Annotated in this window: 18 protein-coding genes and 1 pseudogene; 14 read left to right on the top strand and 5 right to left on the bottom strand. The window is 27.1% G+C overall.

The window, feature by feature from the left end:
* Positions 1-10: 10 nt before the first annotated feature.
* Positions 11-1,786 carry a ferrous iron transport protein B gene (feoB, locus tag ACY1IQ_RS07170; protein ID WP_461613305.1) on the bottom strand — a complete coding sequence of 592 codons (1,776 nt, stop codon included), beginning with the start codon at positions 1,784-1,786 and terminating at the stop codon, positions 11-13.
* The gene (locus tag ACY1IQ_RS07165) at positions 1,786-2,073 is read right to left on the bottom strand and encodes a FeoA family protein (RefSeq protein ID WP_461613304.1); all 288 of its coding nucleotides are present in this window, start codon (positions 2,071-2,073) and stop codon (positions 1,786-1,788) included. Before ACY1IQ_RS07165 ends, feoB begins: the two co-directional genes overlap by 1 nt.
* A 293-nt stretch (positions 2,074-2,366) precedes the next feature.
* Here ACY1IQ_RS07165 and ACY1IQ_RS07160 point away from each other — a divergent pair, with 293 nt between their 5' ends.
* The 6 genes from ACY1IQ_RS07160 to ACY1IQ_RS07135 all read left to right on the top strand — a co-directional run bounded on the left by ACY1IQ_RS07160 (position 2,367) and on the right by ACY1IQ_RS07135 (position 6,703).
* Positions 2,367-3,104 (top strand): ribonuclease H-like domain-containing protein, encoded by a 738-nt coding sequence (locus ACY1IQ_RS07160; protein ID WP_461613303.1) that lies wholly within the window; start codon positions 2,367-2,369, stop codon positions 3,102-3,104.
* A gap of 152 nt (positions 3,105-3,256) precedes the next feature.
* A complete protein-coding gene (locus tag ACY1IQ_RS07155) occupies positions 3,257-3,670 on the top strand; it encodes a hypothetical protein (RefSeq protein WP_461613302.1) in 414 nt (137 codons plus the stop codon).
* Positions 3,671-3,689: 19 nt separating this feature from the next.
* Positions 3,690-5,384, top strand: a complete 1,695-nt coding sequence (gene ade, locus ACY1IQ_RS07150; protein WP_461613301.1) for an adenine deaminase — start codon at positions 3,690-3,692, stop codon at positions 5,382-5,384.
* Positions 5,385-5,596: 212 nt separating this feature from the next.
* Positions 5,597-6,022: a prepilin-type N-terminal cleavage/methylation domain-containing protein gene (locus ACY1IQ_RS07145; RefSeq protein WP_461613300.1), complete on the top strand. Its 426-nt coding sequence runs from the start codon at positions 5,597-5,599 to the stop codon at positions 6,020-6,022.
* Between the two features lie 13 nt (positions 6,023-6,035).
* On the top strand, positions 6,036-6,182 hold the full coding sequence (locus tag ACY1IQ_RS07140) for a hypothetical protein (RefSeq protein WP_461613299.1): 147 nt from the start codon (positions 6,036-6,038) through the stop codon (positions 6,180-6,182).
* 11 nt (positions 6,183-6,193) lie between these two features.
* Entirely contained in the window at positions 6,194-6,703 is a 510-nt protein-coding gene (locus ACY1IQ_RS07135; RefSeq protein WP_461613298.1) for a prepilin peptidase, read from the top strand.
* Positions 6,704-7,605: 902 nt separating this feature from the next.
* On the opposite strand, the pseudogene ACY1IQ_RS07130 reads toward ACY1IQ_RS07135, so the two are convergent.
* Positions 7,606-8,541: pseudogene (locus ACY1IQ_RS07130) on the bottom strand (IS982 family transposase).
* Positions 8,542-8,957: 416 nt separating this feature from the next.
* Between ACY1IQ_RS07130 and ACY1IQ_RS07125 the strand changes: the two are divergent.
* On the top strand, positions 8,958-10,295 hold the full coding sequence (locus tag ACY1IQ_RS07125) for an APC family permease (RefSeq protein ID WP_461613297.1): 1,338 nt from the start codon (positions 8,958-8,960) through the stop codon (positions 10,293-10,295).
* Positions 10,296-10,612: 317 nt separating this feature from the next.
* Here the strand turns inward: ACY1IQ_RS07125 and ACY1IQ_RS07120 are convergent, their stop codons facing one another.
* Positions 10,613-11,824: a 6-phosphofructokinase gene (locus tag ACY1IQ_RS07120; protein WP_461613296.1), complete on the bottom strand. Its 1,212-nt coding sequence runs from the start codon at positions 11,822-11,824 to the stop codon at positions 10,613-10,615.
* A 590-nt stretch (positions 11,825-12,414) separates the two neighbouring features.
* Between ACY1IQ_RS07120 and ACY1IQ_RS07115 the strand changes: the two genes are divergently transcribed.
* The 5 genes from ACY1IQ_RS07115 (at position 12,415) to ppaX (ending at position 18,539) form a co-directional block, all read left to right on the top strand.
* On the top strand, positions 12,415-13,407 hold the full coding sequence (locus ACY1IQ_RS07115; protein ID WP_461613295.1) for a WG repeat-containing protein: 993 nt from the start codon (positions 12,415-12,417) through the stop codon (positions 13,405-13,407).
* 103 nt (positions 13,408-13,510) lie between these two features.
* Positions 13,511-14,455 (top strand): dipeptidase, encoded by a 945-nt coding sequence (locus tag ACY1IQ_RS07110; protein ID WP_461613294.1) that lies wholly within the window; start codon positions 13,511-13,513, stop codon positions 14,453-14,455.
* Positions 14,456-14,643: 188 nt separating this feature from the next.
* On the top strand, positions 14,644-16,917 hold the full coding sequence (locus tag ACY1IQ_RS07105; protein ID WP_461613293.1) for a VIT and vWA domain-containing protein: 2,274 nt from the start codon (positions 14,644-14,646) through the stop codon (positions 16,915-16,917).
* A gap of 471 nt (positions 16,918-17,388) precedes the next feature.
* Positions 17,389-17,913, top strand: a complete 525-nt coding sequence (locus ACY1IQ_RS07100; protein ID WP_461613292.1) for a hypothetical protein — start codon at positions 17,389-17,391, stop codon at positions 17,911-17,913.
* A complete protein-coding gene (gene ppaX / locus ACY1IQ_RS07095; RefSeq protein WP_461613291.1) occupies positions 17,910-18,539 on the top strand; it encodes a pyrophosphatase PpaX in 630 nt (209 codons plus the stop codon). Before ACY1IQ_RS07100 ends, ppaX begins: the two co-directional genes overlap by 4 nt.
* An 869-nt stretch (positions 18,540-19,408) precedes the next feature.
* Here ppaX and ltaE read toward each other — a convergent pair.
* The gene (gene ltaE / locus ACY1IQ_RS07090) at positions 19,409-20,446 is read right to left on the bottom strand and encodes a low-specificity L-threonine aldolase (protein ID WP_461613290.1); all 1,038 of its coding nucleotides are present in this window, start codon (positions 20,444-20,446) and stop codon (positions 19,409-19,411) included.
* Between the two features lie 125 nt (positions 20,447-20,571).
* Here ltaE and ACY1IQ_RS07085 point away from each other — a divergent pair, with 125 nt between their 5' ends.
* Together ACY1IQ_RS07085 and ACY1IQ_RS07080 are read left to right on the top strand one after the other, a co-directional pair.
* Positions 20,572-22,422: a type IA DNA topoisomerase gene (locus ACY1IQ_RS07085; protein ID WP_461613289.1), complete on the top strand. Its 1,851-nt coding sequence runs from the start codon at positions 20,572-20,574 to the stop codon at positions 22,420-22,422.
* Positions 22,423-22,677: 255 nt separating this feature from the next.
* Positions 22,678-23,526 (top strand): hypothetical protein, encoded by an 849-nt coding sequence (locus tag ACY1IQ_RS07080; RefSeq protein WP_461613288.1) that lies wholly within the window; start codon positions 22,678-22,680, stop codon positions 23,524-23,526.
* The last annotated feature ends 168 nt before the right edge of the window (positions 23,527-23,694 follow it).

The following is a 23,694-nucleotide window of genomic DNA, read 5'->3' as shown; positions in this document are numbered from 1 at the left end:
ATCACCTCAATTAAAATATAAGGCCTCCTATATTATATATAAGGAATGCAGCTATCCAAGCTACTGCTATTTGGTAAACAGCAGAGAATAAGGCGAATTTACCACCAAATTCTTTTTTCATAGCTCCTATTACTGCAATACAAGGAGTATATAGTAATGAGAAAGCTAAGAATGATAATGCGCTTAGAGTAGTAAAGTTAGCTGCAATAGCGGCCCCTAACTCTCCAGAATATAACACACCCATTGTACTTACAACAACTTCTTTAGCCGCAAGTCCAGTAAGTAATGATACAGAACTTTGCCATGTACCAAAACCTAAAGGTGCAAATATAGGAGAAATAAAGTTACCAATAGAAGCTAAGAAGCTTTCATCAATTTCTGTCATACCACTCATATTAAAGCTTTGTAAGAACCAAACAATAACTGATATTGCAAATATAATTGTTCCCGCTTTCTTTAAGAAACCTTTACCTTTTTCCCAAGTATGATGAAGTACTGTTTTAGCTTCAGGCACTTTATATTCAGGCAATTCAATTATAAAAGGTTCTTCAGCTTTTTTATATAAAGTATTTTTTAGTATAATAGCTACTAAAAATGCTACTAAAATTCCAAGTAAATAAAGTCCAAATACTACTTCTGTTTGGTGACTAGCAAATAATGCTCCGGTAAATAGTGCATAGATTGGTAGTCTAGCATTACAAGACATAAAAGGTAGTATTAGAGCAGTTATCTTTCTATCTTTTTCACTTTCAAGAGTTCTAGCTGACATGATTCCAGGAACAGAACAACCAAATCCCATCATAAGTGGAATAAAAGCTTTTCCAGAAAGGCCAAATTTTCTCATAAGCTTATCCATAATAAAAGCAGCTCTTGCCATATATCCACTGTCTTCTAATATAGACATACCCAAAAATAAAGTTAATATAATTGGCACGAAAGTTATGATTCCTCCAACACCGCCAATTATACCGTCAACTATTAAAGAACTAAACCAAGGACTACTATTTTCTAAAAGTCCTCCAACTAATCCTGCAAAATCTTCAGTAATTAATCCTTCTAACCAATCTTGAAGAGGTGCACCTACCCACTCAAAAGTAAATTTAAATATAATCCATAGTAGTGCTAGAAATATTGGGTAAGCTAAAAATTTATTTAATACAACCTTATCAATTTTTTCGCTAACAGTTTCTTTTTTAATTTTGGGTAATTCTACACAAGATTTTATAATGTTTTCTATATAAGCATATGCTTCAGCTTCATTCATTTTGCCAAAATTATGCTTAACATTTATTGTTGTATCCAATTTATTAAAGTCTTCACTATTTAAAAGTTTTTTAACTTCATCAATACCTTTTGATTTAGAAGCTGAGATAGGAAGGATATTTACTCCTAATTTTTTAGAAAGTAAATCAAAATTTATATGAATATTTTTAGATTTAGCAACATCTATCATATTTACGACTAAAACCATTGGTTTCTTAAATTCTGTTAGTTGTGAAGTTAAATATAGATTTCTTTCTAAATTTGTAGCATCTACAATGTTTACAATTAGATCAACTTCATCACTTTGTAAAAATTGCTTAGAAATTTTTTCTTCATTTGAAAATGTATCCATAGCATAGATACCAGGCAAGTCTACAATTTTAACATTTTTTCCTACGTAGCCTTCTTTTTTATCAACAGTAACCCCGGCCCAGTTTCCAACATATTGGTTAGAACCTGTAAGAGAATTAAAAAGAGTTGTTTTTCCTACGTTAGGGTTACCAAGTAATGCAACAGTAACCATTAATTTTTCCCCTCCATCGTTATAAAAATATTTCTTGCGTCTTTTTTTCTTATAGCAAAATCCGTTCCACGCAAATTAATTATAATGGGATCTCCTAGGGGAGCAACTTTTTTCATCATAATTTTAGTACCTTCAATAAATCCTAAAGCTAAAAGTCTTTTAGACAATTTCTCATCACAATTTAATTTTTGTATATAAGCGATATCGCCTAGATTTAAATCATTAATGCTTAAGTCTTCTACTTCCACATAAGCAGCCTTACTTAAATTTAAATTATTAATGCTCATAATTTTCACCTCTTGTTGATAACAATTATCAGTATCATTATATGATTATTTATTGAAAAAGTCAATATTTTTTAGAAAAATAGGTTATTTAAAATAGTATTTGGAAATAATAATAAGTTATAGAAAGTTTTTTTAGCAATGATAATTTTAAGTATTTGTATATATATAATTTGTAGAAAATAAATAGGTGAATGTGATATAATAATCAATATGTTGTATTTACCATTATTTTAATATTTTAATATAAATTATGTATTAATTATTTTGGTAACTTTAATTTAGAAAAGAGTGATATGGTGATTATTAAAGAAAATGTGATTTATGTAGAGGATTTTAATGAAGAGAATTGTTTAACAGTTGATGATAAAAAGGATTTATTTAAAGATGCTATTTTTTTTGATTTAGAGCATTATGTGTATAAAAAGCCTATATGTATAGGAGTTTTTGGTAGTGCATATTATGATGAAAATGAAAATTCTTTAAGAATAACTCAATATATGATTGAAAATAAATATGAACTAAAAAAACTTTTAAGATTATCAAAAGATTATTTTAAAACTATGATTGAAGAATACAATAAGAAATATATAATAACTTTTTCAGGTAATAATGATTTTACAGTAATTAATTATTTGTATGAGAAACATAAGATAAATTTTAAAATAGAAGAGCATTTTAAAGATATAGATTTACAAAAATATTATGAGAAGTCTATGAAAACTTCTATAGGACTTAAAAATTTAGAAAGTAAATTTAATATTACAAGAGAAAGTGAAATAATTAGCGGATCAAATTTAGCTAAAACTTTTAGTAAAATTATGAAAGATGAAGAATATTTTAATAGAATGCCTGTGGATAAAAAGGAAAAAATTTTATTATACAATATGCAAGATGTAGTTAGTTTGTTTTATATATATGTAAATTGGAATAAATATATATTTCCTTCTATTGAAGATATTGAAGAAGAAAATGTTGTTAAATACGAAGAAAAAATTGATTATAAAGTTATTGAAAACAATAGCTGTAGCTAAGTGGTGTTTTAATCCATTTAGTTACAGCTTTTAATATTTTTATGTTATATATTATAAAGTACTGTAATAAATATAGTAATAATCTAAAAAATAATAAGTCTTCTACATATTATTTTATATGTTACTACATAAATATTTAGGGGGTATATAAAATGATTTCTAATACTAATATATCAACAAATAGAAAAAAACAATTAGATGCATTTAGAGAGGTAGAAGAATTATTAAATAAACGAAAATATAAAGGATTTTTTAGAATAAATAGCGAAAATAAATCATTATCCCCAGACATTGACAGTATTGTTTATCTAAGACATAAAAATAATAGAATAGAAAAATTTAATGTAGCTTTTACTATAGAGCATGAAAAAGCTATACGAATTTATGAAGTTGAGCTTCTATTAGAAGGTAAACCTATTGATTATTTATATAAGCAATCTGTAATAAATATTATTATGAATAAAATTAAAGAAAGCTTATATATTAAAGAATTGAATCCACAGTATTCTGACTCTATTATTAAAGCTTATATAGGCGCAATTGAAAATGTAAATCATAACAATTAGTTATAAGAAAGGGGTAGCAATGGAAAAAATAAAGGAAAAAATTGAGATGAGTCTTGGAGAAATAAAGTGTAATCTAGTTTTAAAAAATGCATTTTATATCAATGTGTTTAATGGACAAATTGAACAGGGAGATATAGGGATATGTGATGATACAATCATAGGGATTGGTAAATATGAGGGAGATGTAGAAATTGATTGTTCAGAACAATATGTAGCTCCAGGTTTTATAGATTCCCATATTCATATTGAATCCACAATGATAACACCAGAAAAATACTCTTCAATAGCAATTAAAAATGGAGTAACCACTGTAATAGCAGATCCCCATGAAATAGCAAATGTAGAGGGAATAAAGGGAATTGAATTTATGCTTAAAAACTCTGAAAATGCTATGATTGATATATACTTTATGTTACCATCTTGTGTTCCTGCTACAAGTTTTGAAGATAATGGATATACTTTAAATTGCGAAGAGCTTTTAAAATTGTCAAAGCATCCTAAAGTCTTAGGATTAGGAGAAGTAATGGATATTCAGGCAGTTATGAATAAAGAGGAAGAGATATTATGTAAACTTAAATCTTTTAATGACAAGCCCATAGATGGCCATAGTCCCATAATATCTCCTATAGAACTAAACGCTTATGTTACTAGTGGCATTAAGACTGATCATGAATGTTCAAATTACAAAGATGCGTTAAACAAAATTTCAAAAGGTATGTATGTATTAATGAGAGAAGGATCAGCAGCTAAAAATTTAATGTCTTTATTAAAAGCTGTTAAAGATGAGAATTATCATAGATTTTTATTTTGTACCGATGATAGAAATATAGAGGATTTGATGGAAGAAGGATCAATTGATAACTGTTTAAGAATAGCTATAAGAGAGGGGATAGATCCTGTTAAAGCCTTTACAATGGCAACTTTTAATGCTGCGCAGTGTTATGGATTAAAAAATATTGGAGCTATAGCTCCGGGATATAAAGCAGATTTAGTTATTTTTGAAAGTCTTAAACAAATAAATATTAAAAGAGTATTAAAAAATGGGAAAGATCCTTCATTAAATGCTAAGGCAAGTGTTATTTATAATATTAAGACCTCTATGAATGTAGATTTTGTATCAGTTAATGATTTCAAGATTCCTGCTATAGGAAATGAAATTAATGTAATAAAAGTTAGGCCACAATCTTTAGAGACTATAAAAGAAATAAGAAAAATTACGGCGGAAAATGGATATATTTCAAAAATAAATAGTAAAGATGCTTTAAAATTGGCAATATTTGAACGGCACAAAAGAAGTAAAAAGTATTCTATAGGATATGTTGAAGGATTAGGATTAAAAGATTGTGCTATAGCCCAAACTATTGCACATGATTCTCATAATATTATTGTAATTGGTGATAATGATAAGGATATGGAGGTAGCTGTTAATTCTCTTATTACTATAGGAGGCGGAATAGTTATAGTTTCTGAAGGAAAATTAATATCACATTTATCACTTCCAATAGGAGGATTAATGACATTTCAAGAACCTTATATTGTTTGTGAAAATGTAAAAAGACTTAATAGAATAGCAAGAAGCTATGGAATAAAGCATGATTTTGATCCATTTATAACTCTTTCTTTTTTATCCCTTCCGGTGATTCCTGAAATCAAACTAACTACTAAAGGGTTATATGAATTTAGTACAGAAAGTTTTATAGATTTATTTGTATAAATAAAATTATAAGAATGATAGAATGTTTTTTCATTGCTACGAAAAACATTCTATTTTTATTTTCTCTTATTTATTAGAAAGGCTCAATATAAAATTTTTATACAAATAAAATTTCATAGTATAATTTTAGAATAAAAAAAATATGTTATTTATTCTTATAATTGTCAATAATAACAATTAAATGAGTACTATAAATAAAAGGAGGTAAAACAGTGAGTTATTCTAAGAAAAAAAGAGGGGGATTTACTCTTATAGAAATAATAGTAGTTATATCAATTATTGCTATATTAGCTTTTATAGCTGTACCTAAATTTGGAAATATACAGGAGAATGCTAAGCAAAAGGCAGACGTAGCAACTGCTAAAAATATAGCAATGGCAATAAATACAGAATTATCAAAAGGAAAATCACCCCTTCAAATAGATGAAAAGGTGGTTAAACAGTATTTTAATAACGAAGAAATAAAACAACAAGCTTTAGTAGATAATAGCTTACCAAATAAATTTTCTATACATATAAAAAGTGATGGAGAAATATTTATATTTACGGGAACTAGACAAGTTTATCCTAGTTTAAAAAATGATACACAAGTATCAGAAGGTAAAGATATTAAGATTTTTGAAATAGCATGTAATTAAAATTGGAGGTAGCATGGCATTAGTATATAGTTTTATATTTGTAGTTGGAGTTTTTTTAGGAAAATTCTTAAACTTTTGCATAAATGAAATAATTAAAAATGATGAGGAAAATAAAATAAAAATTGTGAGTATAATTTTCAGAGTTTATTGCTTGAGCTAGTAACGGGCACTATGTTTTTACTTTTATACATTAAATATGGATTATGTTTGCAATTAATAAAACTTTACGGTTTATCTTGTTTCATAATTATAATTGGAGTTATAGATTTTAAGACAAGATATGTATATGATAATACTGCTTATGGGGCTATAATTTTAGGCAGTACATTTATGCTAATAGAATATATTAATGGATATCCTATTAAAGATTATATTCTTGGAGCTATATTAGGAGGCGGAGTTTTTTTAACTTTGATTCTTATTACTAGATTTATATATAAAAAAGAAGTAATAGGATACGGAGATTTAGAAATTTCAATTATAATAGGAATTTTTAGAACCACAAGTAGTATATTAATTTTTGTATTGGCTAACATATTAGCTACTATTATATGTATATACATGATAGCTAAAGGAGAAAGTAGAAAAAAAACTATTCCTTATACACCTTTTATAACCATAGCTACCTTTATTGTAATATTATATAAGGATATTATTATAAGGCTTATTTTCGCTAATTAAATATTGAATTAATTATGGAATAGTTATAGTAATAGGTAAATTTAAATAATTATAAGACGCTGAATTTTCTATGTTCTTATAGAAAAATTTTTATCAAATATTAGTAATTATTAAAAGTACGGATGAAGATTTTTAAAAGATAATAAATTTGTTGACTTATAACAAAAAATACTGATAATGTAAAATAGTAGATAAATATTTTTAAATTAAAAAATATGTATACTAAAATTTTTCACATTTTAAGAAGAGTCTAATGGAAAGAAGAAGATTAATTTTTAAAAAATATATAAAAAATTTTAAAAAACTTTAACATATATGAAGAATTAATGTTATATTTTATAAATTAATAAATATACAATAAAATTGAATATTTATTATATAAATTTCATATTATCAATTGAAGTTAGAAGATATTATGCTATAATATCTTTTGAGAAATAATATGATTTGGTATAAGTTGAAAAATAGACATAATAGCCTGTGACATTATAAGATTTTTATTATTTTAAAAAAGGATTTTTAATCTTAATAATTAAATTTTAAATCTTAGATTCAAAATAAATAAAAAGTTAAGATTTTCAAAAACCTTATAACAATAATAGGTAATAAGAGAAGAATAAGAAAAAATGAAAACATTTACTTTATTAAGTTAAAGAATATAATATCAATATGGAATATAAAATTAAAGCATTATTATAGAAAAGATAAAAGTATTTATTTTATTAAATTTAAAATTAAGAATTTTAAACAGTAGACAAGCTATGCTAAAAATTTTTATAACAATAATAAGCAATTATATTATAACCTGTTGTGCTAAAAGATAATTTTTCATTAATAGGATTATTATTCCATAGTACATTGGCATAGTAATCCTAAGAATTTAAAATGTTCTTTTAAAAGTTTTATCCAAATATTAAATCCTTGATTTTTGCAATATTAGAATTAATATTTAAGATTTTATTTATGAAAAACAAAGATTATGGGCTAAAATTTTATTTGTTATTCTAGAAATTAGTCCCCACATAGATTTTGCTAAAACTCTTTGGATATTTAATTGTCCAGAAAGCTGAGAAAAGAAGTTTCAACTCTCCGACGAGCTTTAAAAATCATTCTTCTGAACTGTTTTGAAACTTTAACTTTAGAATTAGTACGTTTTATAGTTAATAGGTTTATGTGATTTTCAGATTTCAAATGTAAAGCTAGGCTTTCTCCAATATAGCCTTTATCTCCAATAACTGTTGTAAATGGAGCGGTAGCTGTTAAGTCCTATATTGCGACTCTATCGTCGTATCAGCTGGTTAAGATGAAATCTGATATATATCCATCTAGAGCTATGATAGCATGTAATTTAAACCCATAGTAAGTTTGTTTCTGGAAGCACATTTACCGTAGGCAGCCTCCGGCTTAAAAGATCTGTGAAAGTGTGCCCTACCAAAAGCGCATACTGGTATAGGCATACTATCTATGATTCTAACCTGATCATGTTGATAGTTAAGGAAACTTGTTAGTTCCTTACTGAATAACTTCAACTACTTTAAAAAGAGATTTTCTAGTTCTATGAAATCTTGTTCTAGTACAAAATTTAGAAATAAATCTCTTAGATTTTTTCGAGAAAATCCAAACCATGCTTTTTCAGAATCAATAGTTAAAAGTTCACCCACTAAGGATAGAGTTATAATTTCACTATCTGACATTATTGCTTTATCAATGTTGCGGCGATACTTTATGTATGCTGGAGTTACTTTTTGGTAAATATCATCAATTATAACATAAATGACAGTAATAAAATCTTTTAAGTTGTTTATTGTTATGGTAGAATTTTTATTAAGCTCTAGCATATTGCTTTCCTCCTATCATTGATTGTTGGTTCTTTTGATGATAGATTAGCAAAAATGCTAGAGTTTTTCTATTTGTAAATATTGCTAATGATTAACTAGCACAACGAGTATTATAATTTAAATTTTATTAGATTCTAGACAGGTTTAGAAATAAAGATTTTTAATATTAGAGATTAATAATAGATTCAATTTTAAATTAGGATTAATTAAAGAAATTATCTAATTACTAATCCACATATAGATTTTAGTGAACCGTTCTATATTTAATGCAACTGACATTAATTTAATTATTCCATATGAAATTATAGATTTTAATACTAAGAAAATAGCTACATGTGCTAAAAAACTCATAGTGTAAATTAAGTAGTACTATTTAGCTATAATTAACTAATGAAAATTAACGAGGAGGACAAAAGATGAAAAACTCAAGCACGTCGCAAAAGAAGAAAATGGGCCTTTTTGCAGCAACTGCACTAGTTGTAGGAAATATGATTGGTTCAGGAATATTTATGCTGCCAACTACTTTAGCAAACGCGGCAGGGCCAGGTTCAACGTTAATAGCATGGCTTTTGACTGGAATAGGTTCAGTCTTTATAGCATTAAGCTTTGCAAGATTGGGAAGTGTTATTCCAAAGACTGGAGGACCTTATGAATACTCAAAAGAAGCTTTTGGTGAATTTGTTGGATTTACAAATGCATGGTTATACTGGACTGGTTCAGTTATAGGAAACGCAGCAGTAATTATAGCAATAGGAAGCTATTCTGGTGCCGTTTTCCCAATTATAGCTAATAATCATTTAGTTGGATTTTTATTCTGTTCAGCTATACTTTGGGGATTAACTCTTATAAATATAAAAGGTGTAAAACTAACAGGTAATATAGCGAGCATAATAACTGTATTTAAACTTTCTATATTATTAATATTTATAGTAGTAGCTGGAACTCATTTTGATGTAAATAATATAACACCAATGTTCCCAAGTGGTGAAGGGGTAAATACAATATCAACAGCGGCAACAGTAACACTATGGGCATTTATAGGGCTTGAATCTTCAAGTATTGCGGCAGGAGATATTGAAAATCCAGGAAAGAATGTAGCTAAAAGTACAATTTTCGGAATATTATTAGCTTGTTTATTTTATTTAGCACTAAGCTTTTTTGCAATGGGAGCAATGCCACAAAGTGAAATAGCTAAAAGTACAGCTCCAATATCAGACATATTAACTCAATATTTTGGACAAGGAATTATATATTTTATTAATATATCAATAGTTATATCCATAATAGGAACAGCTATAGGATGGATATTCTCTTCAGCAAGAATTGCTTATGCTGCTGGTAGTGATGGAATATTCCCTAAAGTATTTTCATCTAGTCATGAGAAATATGGGACTCCATATAAAGCATTAATATTGAGTTCAGTAATTACAAATTTAGTTTTACTTCTTAATTTTTCTAATGGCTTTGTAGGAGCATTAAATATAATAACTTTAATTGCAACATTGACATATCTACCTATATATGGGATAACAATAATGGCAGATTTAGTTATTATGAGAAAACAGGGAACTTTAACAAAAAAACAGATAGTAAAAAAGAGTATAATACCATTAATAGGACTAATATATACAGTATGGGCAATTTATGGCTCAGGATTGAAAGTAGCATTTTATGTAGTTTTATTAGCAGTAGCAGGAATGCCAATTTATGTTTACTTAAAGATAAAAAATCAAAAAGAAACAGCAAAACTTTAATTTATTAAGGATCAAAATTAGATAAATTATTAATTTAATAATAATATGAAAATCAAGAATAAACCGCTTTTAATTATTTTATCATTAAATAATTAAAAGCGGTTATTGTATGTTCAATTTAAATTTTATATAACGATTTTTATTAGAAATTTTATTGATAGTTATTATATTAAATCTTTTTTAAAATAAATCAGTTAAAAAAATCTCGTGTTTTGTTAACAATTTACTATAATTGCTCATTATTATTTTTCAATTTTACATTATAGTAAGAAATGACTATATTACTTAATAAATAAATAATTTAAAATTTTTCAGTATTATCTTATAGTATAATATTTTGGAAGTCCATTTTCATATTCAATTTTTGCTTCTCCTAAAATAAGTGGTAAGGTATAATTGTAAGCTTCTATAGTAACATTATTACCTTCTAGATTTATCCACTCTTTAGGGAAATATTTAATTTTATTTGCAACTTCCGATGTGTGAAGTGCAAAAGGTTCTGATTTATAAGGACTGTTAGAAATTCTTTTTATAGCAACCATATTTCCACTTTCGCCTTCTTTAGAATATTCTAGTGCGAATGCTCCAATATTATAAGCCTCTTGAATGTCAGTTTCTGATGCAAAATGCATAGCTGATCTTTGCATTGTAGAAAGCTCTATAGCTCTTACTTTTTTAACTCCGTTTTCTTTTAATAAATTTTTAAGATAATTACATACTCCACCAAGTTGGGCGTGACCAAATTTATCTAATCCAGTTGAAGACATTTCTCCTAAAAAAGTTCCATCGGCAGTTCTAATACCTTCAGATACAACTATTACAACAGTATTTTTTTCCTCAAGTTTTGCAGTAACATCTTTCACAAATTTTTCAATGTTAAAAGGAATTTCGGGAAGATATATATAATCCACTACAGATTTTCCGTTTATAGTGGCAATACAAGAACTAGCAGCTAGCCAACCAGTATCCCTTCCCATTGTTTCAATTATAAATACATTTTTAGTGTTATAGACATTAGCGTCTATACTGTTTTCTAAAGCTATGGTAGCAATGAATTTAGCAGCACTACCAAATCCAGGGGTATGGTCCATAATAGGTAAATCATTATCAATAGTTTTTGGAACACCTATAAATTTAATGTTGATATTATGCTCTTTAGCATAATTACTAAGTTTATGTACTGTGTCCATTGAATCATTTCCACCTATATAGAAAAAAGTGCTAATTTCATATTCTTTTAATATTTCAAATAATTTTACGTATTCATCCTTATGATTTTCATAATTTTTGAGCTTGTACCTACAAGAACCAAGTCCAGAAGAAGGAGTGTATTTAAGCCCACTTACCGCTTCCTTTGGCATTTTTGACAAGTTGAGTAAATTTTTATTTAAAATACCTTCAATACCATTTAATCCAGCATAAACATTATCATAATATTTACACTCTAAATTTTTTTCAAATATTCCGATAGCACTTGAATTGATAACAGAAGTAGGACCACCGGACTGGGCCACTAAACAATTTTTCATATTAACTATCTCCTCTCACTATTATATACACCATATTTTATTATAATATATAATAGTGGTAGCTACAATTATATTATCATATTGTGTAGTAAAATAACGAATATTGTATTATGATAACAATAGTTTAATATGTATATTTAGATGAACTACTTTATTCAATTGAGAGTTGAAAATGGACAATTGACAATTATGGTTGAAATTAATTTTTACAAATTAATTTCTTTAATAGATTTTTTACTAATAATATAATTGTTAGTTTCCCACCTCTGGGGAACAGTAGTGAAACCCTTTAGGGTTCCCCTGAGGTGCAGTATAGTTTTGAACAATACAAATAAGTCTAACTAATACTATGAAAAGACTAGATATATAGTCCTTTACTAAGAAGCTATTGTGTAACTTCAAGAAGAAATCAATTTAAAACTTCTCTTATAAAAGAGAAGTATCCTTAATTCTCCATTGTCAATAGTCAATTCTCAATTATGTAGAGTAGAAATCCAAATAATTAATAACATAAGTATATAAGTATATAAGTATATAGATTAAATCTGGAAGTAGTACATCTATATATAATTATAGAAGGAGTGTAGGTTATGGAAAATAGATTATATCCTAAAGAAAATAATGATATGTATGGATATGTAGATGAAAATGGTAAAACAATTATAGATTTTAAGTTCGATTTTGCAGATGAGTTTGAAGATGATATAGCTCTAGTAGAATTGGATGGTAAATGCGGTTTTATAAATAAAGATGGAAAAATGGTTATTGAGCCTAAATATGATGATGTAAACTATTTTAATGAAGATATGGCAGTAGTTGAAATAAATCATAAATATGGATACATAAATAAAAATGGGAATTTGGTTATTAAAACAAAATTTGAAGAAGCAAAAGGCTTTACTGAAGGGTTAGCAGCTGTTAAAATTCTAGGGAAATTTGGATATATAAATAACGAAGGAAAAATGATAATAAGTCCATCTTTTGACGATGCAAATGAATTTGAAAATGGATTAGCACTAGTTAAAAAAGGTGAAAAATTTGGGTACATTGATAAAGATGGTAATGTAGCCATAGATTTTCACTTTGATTATGGTAGTGATTTCGATGAAGGTTTAGCAGCAGTAGCTATAAGTGATAAGTTTTTTTACATAGATAAAAATGGAGAAAAGATTTTTGATAAAGACTTTGAATTTGCAAATAGTTTTAATGAGGAATTGTCAGCTGTTTGTTTCAAAGATCAATATGGATTTATAGATAAAAGTGGAAACTTTATTATAAAACCTAAATATGATTGGAGTGATAATTTCACTGGAGAATATGCAGTAGTTTCAATTGGTGAAAAATATGGATTTATAAATAAAAGCGGAAATGTTGTAATTCCCATAGAGTATGACAATGTTTTTGATTATAGTGAAGGATTATTTTCTGTTCAAATTCATGAAAAATGGGGTTATATAGATATAAATAATCATATTGCTATAGAACCTATTTTTGATGAAGTTGAAAACTTCTACAATGGAATTGCTAAAGTTATAGTTAATGAAATACCTCAGTATATTAAAAAAGACGGAAGTATACTTTAAGAATAGTAGCCTTTAAATTTGTAATCAATATAATTTGGATAATACTGTGAAAATAGTTTTTATGATACAATTAAATAAATGATTATAATGGGAGATGAATGATATGAAGATGATTGATCTACATTGCGATACTATAGGAAGGCTTATGTATACTGGGGATAAAGTTAATTTAAGAAGAAATAATTTTTCTGTAGATGTTGAAAAACTGGTTAAAAGTGATTCAATGGCTCAATTTTTTGCTTTGTTTGTAGACGCACAAGAGGTAGATGACCCTTTAAAATATGCTCTAGATATGTTAGATAGATTTTATAATGAGATTCAAGCTAATAGTGATAAGTTAAGATTAGCAACTAATTATCAAGAACTTATAGAAAATATTAATAATAATAAAATATCAGCTTTTTTAACAATTGAAGAAGGCGGAGTAATACAAGGTAAACTTAGCAATCTAAGAAATTTCTATAGATTAGGTGTTAGACTTATAACATTAACTTGGAACTATACTAATGAAATTGGATTTCCAAATTGCAAAAGTGAATTACAAAACAAAGGATTAACTGAGTTTGGTATAGATTGTGTAAGAGAAATGAACAATTTAGGAATGATAATAGATGTTTCTCATCTATCTGATGGCGGATTTTATGATGTTGCTAAATACTCTAATAAACCATTTGTAGCATCTCACTCTAATTCTAGACAGATATGTCATCATACTAGAAATTTAAATGATGATATGATTAGAGTACTTGCGGAAAAAGGCGGAGTCACAGGAATAAATTTCGAAAAAAGTTTTTTAAACAATAAAGGCAGGAGCTTTGTTGAAGATATAGTAAAGCATATAAAGCATATAATTAATATAGGTGGAAGTGAAGTTGTAGCTCTAGGCACTGATTTTGATGGAATAGATGCTAAAGGGCTAGAGATAGATAATATTGGTGATATGGATAAACTATTGGTTGCACTAAATAATGAAGGGTTTAGTGACGATATAATAGAAAAAATCTTTTATAAAAATGCCCTTAGGGTTATTAAAGAAGTAATGAAATAGCATATTTATATGAAAAATTAGTATAATATATAATAGATTGAGAATAGAGCAAGAAACTTTGCTCTATTTTTATTAAAATTTAAAGAAAATTCACAAAAGTCTTAATGCAATTCATTATTTATTTGGTAGAATTAAATATATATAATTATTTTTAATAGAGTTTCCAGTTTAAAAAAGGAGAGGTTTGAATGGAATATCCAAAATTTTCATATGACAGGATTGAAAGCAATATAGTACTTAGAAAGGTAAACATTACTGGTAATGTATGTGGCGAGTTTGTAGAATTTACTATAGATCATATATATGAAAATAAAGGTAAGAGTGATGTAGAGGCAATCTACACTTTTCCTATACCAGAAACATCAGTATTGTCAGGCTTTGAAGCAAATATTGGAGGAAGAAGTATAAAAGGTATTATAGAAGATAAAAAAGAAGTTGATAAAATCTATAATAATATAAAGGATGACAATTCTAATTTTTTATTAGAGGAGTTTAATGCTAATGATTTTAGAATTTCTATGGGAAAAATATTAGCTGGAGAAAGTATTAATATAAAGATATCATATATTGAAGAATTGGCTTATGATAATGAACAATTAAAATTAACTATTCCTAGAATAATACCACCAACCAATGTAGACTCAAATGAAAATTTAGTTAAAAAGAATAATTATAAATTATACTTAAATTTATTAGTTGAGTCTTTTACTGATATGGAGTTTATAAGCAATACTCATAAAATAAAAGTAGAAGAAGGTAATGATTATTTATATAAAATTACTTTAGCTTCATCTAAGGAAAATCTAGATAAAGATATGATAATTTATTTAAAGGAAAAGACTTTTGAAGAAACTACTGGAATGATATATGAAAATTCTAAGGAAAATAATAGCATAATTTATTTAAGATTCATACCTGATATAGAGCCTTCCAAGGAAAGGAAAATTAATAATTATATATTTATGGTAGATATATCAAGCTCAATGGAAGGGAAAAAGCTTCTAGAAGCTAAAAATGCACTTCAACTTTGCTTAAGAAATTTATCTAAAGAAGATACTTTTAATATAGTTGCAATGGGAGATAAGCTTAATTATTTCTCAGAAGATAGAAGGGTAGAATATAATGAAGAAAATTTAATCAAAGCCTCTATGTGGATAGATGAATTACAGTGTGAAGATGATGCAGTTATCTTTGAAGGAATTAAATACGCTTTAAAAAATGAAGCTTTAGAAGAAGAAAATACTATTTTATTATTTACTGATGACATTGTAGATAATGAGAAAGAAATATTAGATTATGTAGATGAACATTGCATTGAAAGTAGAATTTTCCCATTTGGCATAGATGCCTCTGTTAATACTTATTTTATTAATAAATTAGCTCAAATTACTTATGGTAAAGCTGAATTTATTAATAGCAATGAAAGAATTGAAGATAGTATTTTAAAACAATTTAATAGAATTAGAGGATTACAAATTACGGATATTGAAATTGATTGGGGTTTGGTTGAAGTTGAAAGAACTTATCCAAGAACCATTGAATATATGTATGATGGGGAACTATTTTCTATTTTTGCTAAAGTGCAAGGACAGGTAGAAGGAATTGTAACTTTAAGAGGAAAAGTCGGAAATAGAAGAGTTCAGAGACGAATAAGTTTGAGTAATTTAGAACTTGAAGAAAATATGAATTTAATTGAAAAAGTATGGTATAAAAAGAGGATACAGTCTTTACAGAATAGGATAAGATTTGAACGTGGAGAAACTTATAATGCTATGAAAAATAAGCTTATAGAGATATCAAAACGTATAGGAGTATTGAGCAGTGAAACATCATTTATATTAATGGAACAACTTTATGATCCTGTATTAGGAATAGGATTTAAAAAGTTTTTACCAGTAAAAATTAAGTATGATGAGGGAGATGGTACACAGTTAGCATCTAACTTTTATTACAGGCACTATTTTGATGAGCCTCAATTTGATGAATCAGAATTATCAAAAGCATTAAGGGGAGAATTATTAAGAATTTTAGCATCACATCAATTTGCTAGTGGAGCCTTCGCAAACTCCTTACAAGAAGATCAAATTAATAAAGTGATATCTACAATAAAAGGTATATTAGCTTTTACATTAGGTAAAGAGGATATTTCTATATATAAAAATTTATTAAATAAATCTTTAAATTTTATTGTAAATAATTTTGAAGAATCAAAGAATGATTATGATGATAATATTATATGCTTTTTATATTTAGCATTGAAGTCCTCATTAAATAGGGGAATCATAAAATCTGAAAAGAAAGAGGAGTTTGAAAGAAAAATTAAATCTTTAGAAGAAATCATTAAGCTTAGAGATATTAATATAGAAGATATAGAAAATCGTTTTATAAGCTTTATAGAAAAAGCTGAAAATAAAGATCATTCTTTAAGCTCATTAATTGATAAAGCAATATTAAAAAGCTAGTAAATAAAACTGCTGAAAATTCAGCAGTTTTATTTTAGGTATCTGAAATAAAATAATTAGTCAAAGATGTAGGAATATTTTGTGGCAGACAAGGCGTTAGGTTCCAGCGATAGTTATGCTATCACTAGGGTCTGACAACGCAGTATGTCACAAAATATTCTAGCATACTGACTTTTTATTTTTGAAGATGCCCTATTAGACCAATAAGTGCATACTGTGATATACTATAAATTATAACTTATTTAAGAGAGAATGCATTTGGGTAATTAAAATGAAGAAAGAAGAAATTAATGATTTAAGATATAAAACATATAGTATATTTAAAGAAGTCACAGGTTTAAATAGTAGCAATATTGTAAGCATAAAACCATTATATTTAAGAGTTTTGTTTGAGCTTTACAATAGTAATTTCTTATCAAATTATTTAGTGAAGATTTTATTAAAAATATTAGTTTTTCACTATCAAATAAAATGACAAAGGCAGCAGGAAAAACCATATATAAAAGAAGCTCAATAAGTGAAAGCTTTGAGATAAAATTAAGCTTAAACTTTTTAAAGAATTATAATAAAACTAATAGAGAAAAAATAGTTTCAGGAATTGTAACGAAAGATGTAATTGAGGCAATGATAATAGTCTTTGAACATGAAATCTGTCATTTAATCGAGTTTTACAAATATAAAAAGTCAAGTTGTAAAACTGCAAGATTTAAATCTTTAAGCAGAGATCTTTTTGGTCATAGCGATATTTATCATAGATTACCTACTGAGAGTGAGATATTTATGGAGAATTCTAACATTACCTTAGGAAGTATTGTGACCTTTAAGCATAATGGACTTTTATTAAAAGGAATACTTTATAAAATAAATAAGAATGCTGTAGTGATGGTTAGTGACAATAAAGGGATGTATAGTGATAAATATAATAATAGATATTCTAAGTATTATGTACCACTAGATAAAATAAAAAATAATCTAGAAGGAGGAGAAATGTTGTGATTAAAGCTATATTGTTTGATTTGGATGGAACTTTAATTAATACGAACAGATTAATATTAGAAAGTTTTAAGTATGTTTTAAATAATAGTTTAGACTTAAAAGTTGAGGATGATGAACTTATTAGATATTTTGGAGAACCACTTTCATATACTATGTCTAAATACTGTGAAGAAAAAACTGAAGAACTTGTAAATGCATATATAGAGTACTGTGCAACTATACATGATGATTATACAGAAGGTTATGATGGTGTAGAAGAAGCACTTATAGAGTTAAAAAATAGAGGGTATAAATTAGCGGTAGTAACATCAAAAAGGCGTAACACTGCCTTGAGAGGATTGAGATTGTTTGAGCTAGAAAAATATTTTGATGTAATAGTAACACCAGAAGATACTAAAAAGCATAAACCTAATCCAGAACCAGTGTTAAAGGCTCTAGAGCTTTTAGGTGTAAAATCAGAGGAAGCAATAATGATAGGAGATAGTCATAATGATATTTTATCTGGAAAGGCTGCTAATGCAAAAACTTGTTTAGTTAAATATACATTTATTCCTTTAGAAGAGGTCTTAAAACATGAACCTGATTATACTATTGATGATATGAGAGAATTATTAAATATACTCTAATTAGTAATGAAGAAATAATAATTATATTTAAGCTAAGATTATTATAAAGGTTTAAAAGACAGGCTATTAACAGGTGCCTGTCTTTACCCTAGGGATTTTTGAGAACCTAAAGTAGTCTACGCTACAACATGTGTACATCATTACATATCCATATATAATCTTTCGACTACATACAAACATTACACAACCTACACACATCTTTACTCGACAAAATAGAATACCTGTAGAGCATTAATTAATCTTTCGACTAAGTAACACCCTTAGCTTTTAATTAGGCATCTAAAAGAAAATAGTAAACCAAAGATGTTAGCATATTTTAAGCATATAAAATATCTAGTTAAAGATAGGTCATACATTTTGCACCAGGCAGATCGACAGGGTTTTGTGATGGTATCTATTATTAAGTTCTGACGATAGAGTATGATACAAAATCTATGAGTATATTTGCTAGTTATTTTTTCAATATGTCTCTCATATCAAACAAAGTGTCAGATTTGGCTCATAGTGAAGCTATGGGCGGTACTGACAACACAGTATGATAAAAATAGTCTAAAATATTGGTTCATTATTTTTTAGAAGAGATACCTTACTGCCTGCGGCAACCTAAGTTATCTTAGCTCGACCATTATACATAGTTTAAAACCCTGTATATACAGTTATGCACATACACAGCACTTCACCACCTACAATAGTCTTCTCTCCAGCCTATATAAGAATTTTCACTCCTATATACACCTTTGACCGAATGTTATAAAGCCATTTCCAGCCTACAAACACTCTTGGCTCAACCACTTTACATCCTTTGTATACTAATATAGTTACCAAAAGAACTTTTCGTATTCTTAATTTTCTGTTAACAATTAAGAAAACTACTTGTTTTTATTAATAATATCCTTTAACAAGTTACAAGTATAATAAATATCCTCTTTAGTAATCCAATGATGGGTAACAAATCTCATTAAGCCATCTTCTTCCTCATTGACTTTAATTCCTTTTTTGTATAATTCATCTACAATTGTTTGTCCATCAATTCCAGTATTCTTTAAGCTAAAAAATACCATATTTATGTGTATATCTTTTTTATTAACTTCGATGCCAGGAATTTTTTCAAGTTCATTAGCTAATAACAATGCATTTTCATGATCAAATTTTAAAGGATTTATCATTTCTTTTAAAGCTACTAAGCCAGCTGCAGCTAAAAATCCACTTTGTCTTAATCCTCCACCTAGTAGTTTTCTTTTTTTTCTAGCTTTATCAATAAATTCTTTAGAACCTGCTAATATAGAACCTATGGGAGCACATAATGCTTTAGATAAGCAAAACATTACTGAGTCTGTATATTTTGTAATTTCTGAAGGAGGAATATTTAAATAAGTAGCAGCATTAAATAATCTTGCTCCATCTAAATGTACTTTAAGATTATATTTTTTTGCTAGATTATAAATATCTCTCATATTATCTAAAGGTACAACTACACCGCTAGAATGAGCATTCTCAATACAAATAAGACTAGTATTAGGAAAATGAATGTCCTCTTCTTTTCTAATTCTTCTTTCAATTTCAGATGTGCTTAATATACCTTTAGGATTATCAATAGTTCTTAACTGAACGCCTGCAATTACAGAAGCGCCTCCTACTTCATGAGCTACAATATGACAATTATCTCCTAAAATTACTTCTTCACCTCTATTACAATGAGTAAAAAGTGCAAGTTGATTTCCAAAGGTTCCACTAGGAACAAATAATGCAGCCTCTTTGTTTACTAGGTTAGCAGCATATTGTTCTAGTTCTTTAACAGTAGGATCATCTTCATAAACATCATCTCCTACTATAGCTTCAAACATAGCTTTTCTCATATTGTCAGTAGGTTCTGTTACAGTATCACTTCTTAAATCTATAAATCTCATACGTTTTCCCCCTAAATATTATAGTTATAACATCTATTATAATTTATTTCATTATATTAGAAAATATTAAATCCCAAATATGGTATAATAAAAAATAATATATAAATTTACAAGTGGTGATTTAAATGAAAAGTCTTATATTAGCAGAAAAGCCTTCTGTAGCTAGAAATATAGCAGAGGCATTAAATTGTAAAATTAGAAAAGATGGATATATAGAGGGAGAAGAGTATATAATAACATGGGCTTTTGGTCATTTATTGACTTTATACGATTGTAAGGACTATGATAGCAAGTTGGCACTATGGAGTTTTGAAAATTTTCCCTATATACCAGAAAGGTTTAAATATAAAGTAAAGCCTGATGATAAAAATAGAAACAAAGAAGATAGTGGAGCTAAAAAACAGTTAAATATAATAAAGTCTTTAATAGAAAGAGAGGATGTAGAAAAAATTATATCTTCTACCGATTATGATAGAGAAGGAGAGGTAATAGCATTATTAATATTTAATTATATTAATGTGAAAAAACCTATTTATAGATTATTATTAAATGAGTGGACTGAAGAAGAAGTAAAGAAAGGGCTTATTAACTTAAAATCTAATGAGGAAATGAGATTTCTTCAAGATGCAGGCGTTAGTAGACAGCTTACTGATTGGGTCATAGGTATAAATTTTACTTCTGTAGCTACAATGAAATATTGTAGGGGAAAGGGAAATCTACTAAATATAGGTAGAGTACTAATGCCTACTCTTAAAATGGTATATGATAGAGATATAAAGATAGAAAGCTTTAAAGCAGAAAAATATTATGAGCTTTATGGTGAATTTGAGAATGAGGCAGGAAGCTATAAAGGAAAATTTTTTCATAATAAATTAGACAAATTTACTAATAAAGAAAGTGTAGAAAAACTAAAAAAAGAGATTGAAAACAAAGAAGGTACTATAATAGAAAAAAAAGTTGAAGTTAAAAAGGATTATATAGGACCACTTTTTAATTTAACTAATCTACAAGGATATATTACAAGTAAATACAAAGGATATACTGCAGATAAAGTACTTAAAATCGCACAAAGTCTATATGAAAAAAAACATATAACTTATCCAAGAACCTCTAGTATTGCGCTAGAAGAGAGTTTGAAAGATAAAGCTAAAAAGGTATTAGAAGTGGTAAAAAAGGGGTTACCCTTTGAGGAAGAAATTAAATTTAATACTTCAAAAAAGGTATTTAATAATGATAAAGTAGAAAGTCATAGTGCCATAATACCTACATATGTACTACCTAAAGATTTGTCCCTAGATGAAAAGCAAGTTTATGAAGCTATAAAAAATAGGTTTATAGCTCAATTTATGGACCCTGCTGAATTTGAGCATACTGAAATTATAACTTGTATTAAAGGTGAAAAATATGATAGATTGTTTAGTACAAAAGGTAAAATTTTAATAAAAGAAGGGTATTTAAAAGTAGAAAACTATACGGGAAAAGATGAATTGTTGCCTAAGGTTAACAAAAATGATATAGTTCAGACAGTAGAGTTAAAAATAGAATGTAAGAAAACAAAACCACCTGCCCATCATACAGAAAAAACTTTACTTAAAGCTATGGAAACTTGTGGTAAAAGTGTAAATAGTAATAGTGAAGAGGAAGAAGATAATTCATCAGTGTTAAGTGGATACTCTATTGGTACTGCTGCAACTAGAGCTGAAATTATAAATAAGCTTAAATTTGCAGGGTATATAAAACCAAAAGGAAAATCATTGTTAATTACTGAAAAAGGCAAAAAACTTATAGAGACTTTTCCAATAAAAGAATTATTAGATACTGACTATACTGGAAGAATGGAAAAAGCACTGGCTGATATGGAAAAAGGAAAAGCTAGTAGAGATAAGTTTTTGAATTACATATATAAATTTACTAAAGACGGCGTAATTAAAATTAAGAATCATAGAGCAGATTTAATTTGCGATACTCGCCAATAATTAAAAGCACAGAATATATATAAATTTATAAATTCTGTGCTTTTGACTTAATTTACATAAAATTTCTACTTAAAATTTACCCAATTCTATTATATAATAATAAATAAGCAAATTTATTAAGATTTGATTACAAAAACATTACATTATAATTAATAAGAATAATTATAGAAATTTAATCCAAAATATATTTAAAAAATTCATAAGACCTGAAGAAAAATATTGAGTATCTTATGAACAAAAGGAGAATAATTGAGTATGAACAAAGTAAAAAAGATTATTTTATCGTCGAGTTTATTAATTAGCACTGTGATTTTAACTAGCCTTGTAAAAATAGAAAGTAATAAGGATTTTAATATATATGATAGATTTATGAATAGTGCAATTAGTTCAACGATAGAAGAACAATCTACTTTGGAAAAATCCATTCCAGTAAAAAATAATAGTATAGAAGATCAAATTCCTAAAGGAACAAAAAAAATTGAGCCTAGTGGTAATACATATAATGAAGAGGAAAGGATAGCATTTTCAAGAGGTGGTAATATGGAGGATATTGATGGAAAGCAAATATTACCTAAAGGTGCTACTATATCAACAGAGAAGATGATTCAGAAGCCTTCTAAACCGAAAATAGAAAATTTGGATTGGTGGGGTGAAGCACAATACTTATATCCTATTGGATCAGTAGCAGAAATTGAGGATATTTATACTGGTAAGACCTTTAAGATGAAAAGAACCTTTGGTACAAATCATGCAGATGTTGAAGCATTGACTTCTAATGATACAGAAGTAATTAAAAGTATATGGGGAGGGTTTTCTTGGGAGAGAAGACCGATAGTTGTAAAAATTAATGGCAGAAGAATTGCAGCATCTATGGCAGGAATGCCTCATGCTGGGAATGATGCCTATCCTGCACTTTCCCAGGCTCCTGATTTATCAGATGGATATGGCACAGGACAGAATTTAGACGTAGTTAAAGATAATAATATGGATGGTGTTTGTGATATCCATTTTTTAAATAGTACTAGACATAAAGATGGTAGCGTGGAAGCAGTTTCTGATCCAGAGCATCAAAAAAATATTGAAATAGCTTCAAAATCTAAATAAATTGAATAAAAATTGAGTTTGTACATATAGGCATCTTTTATTTTGAGATGTCTTTTTTCTTTATACAATCTTTATAATTTCATTTTAATATAAATATGTAATAATTAATAAATTAACTTATTAATTATCAGTGTTAAGTTAATTTAGTTAACAATTTTATATTATAAT

This window comes from Clostridium sp. Marseille-QA1073, assembly GCF_054863625.1.
The sequence above is the reverse complement of the archived record's forward strand: the minus strand, read 5'-3'. Positions and strand labels throughout refer to the sequence as shown.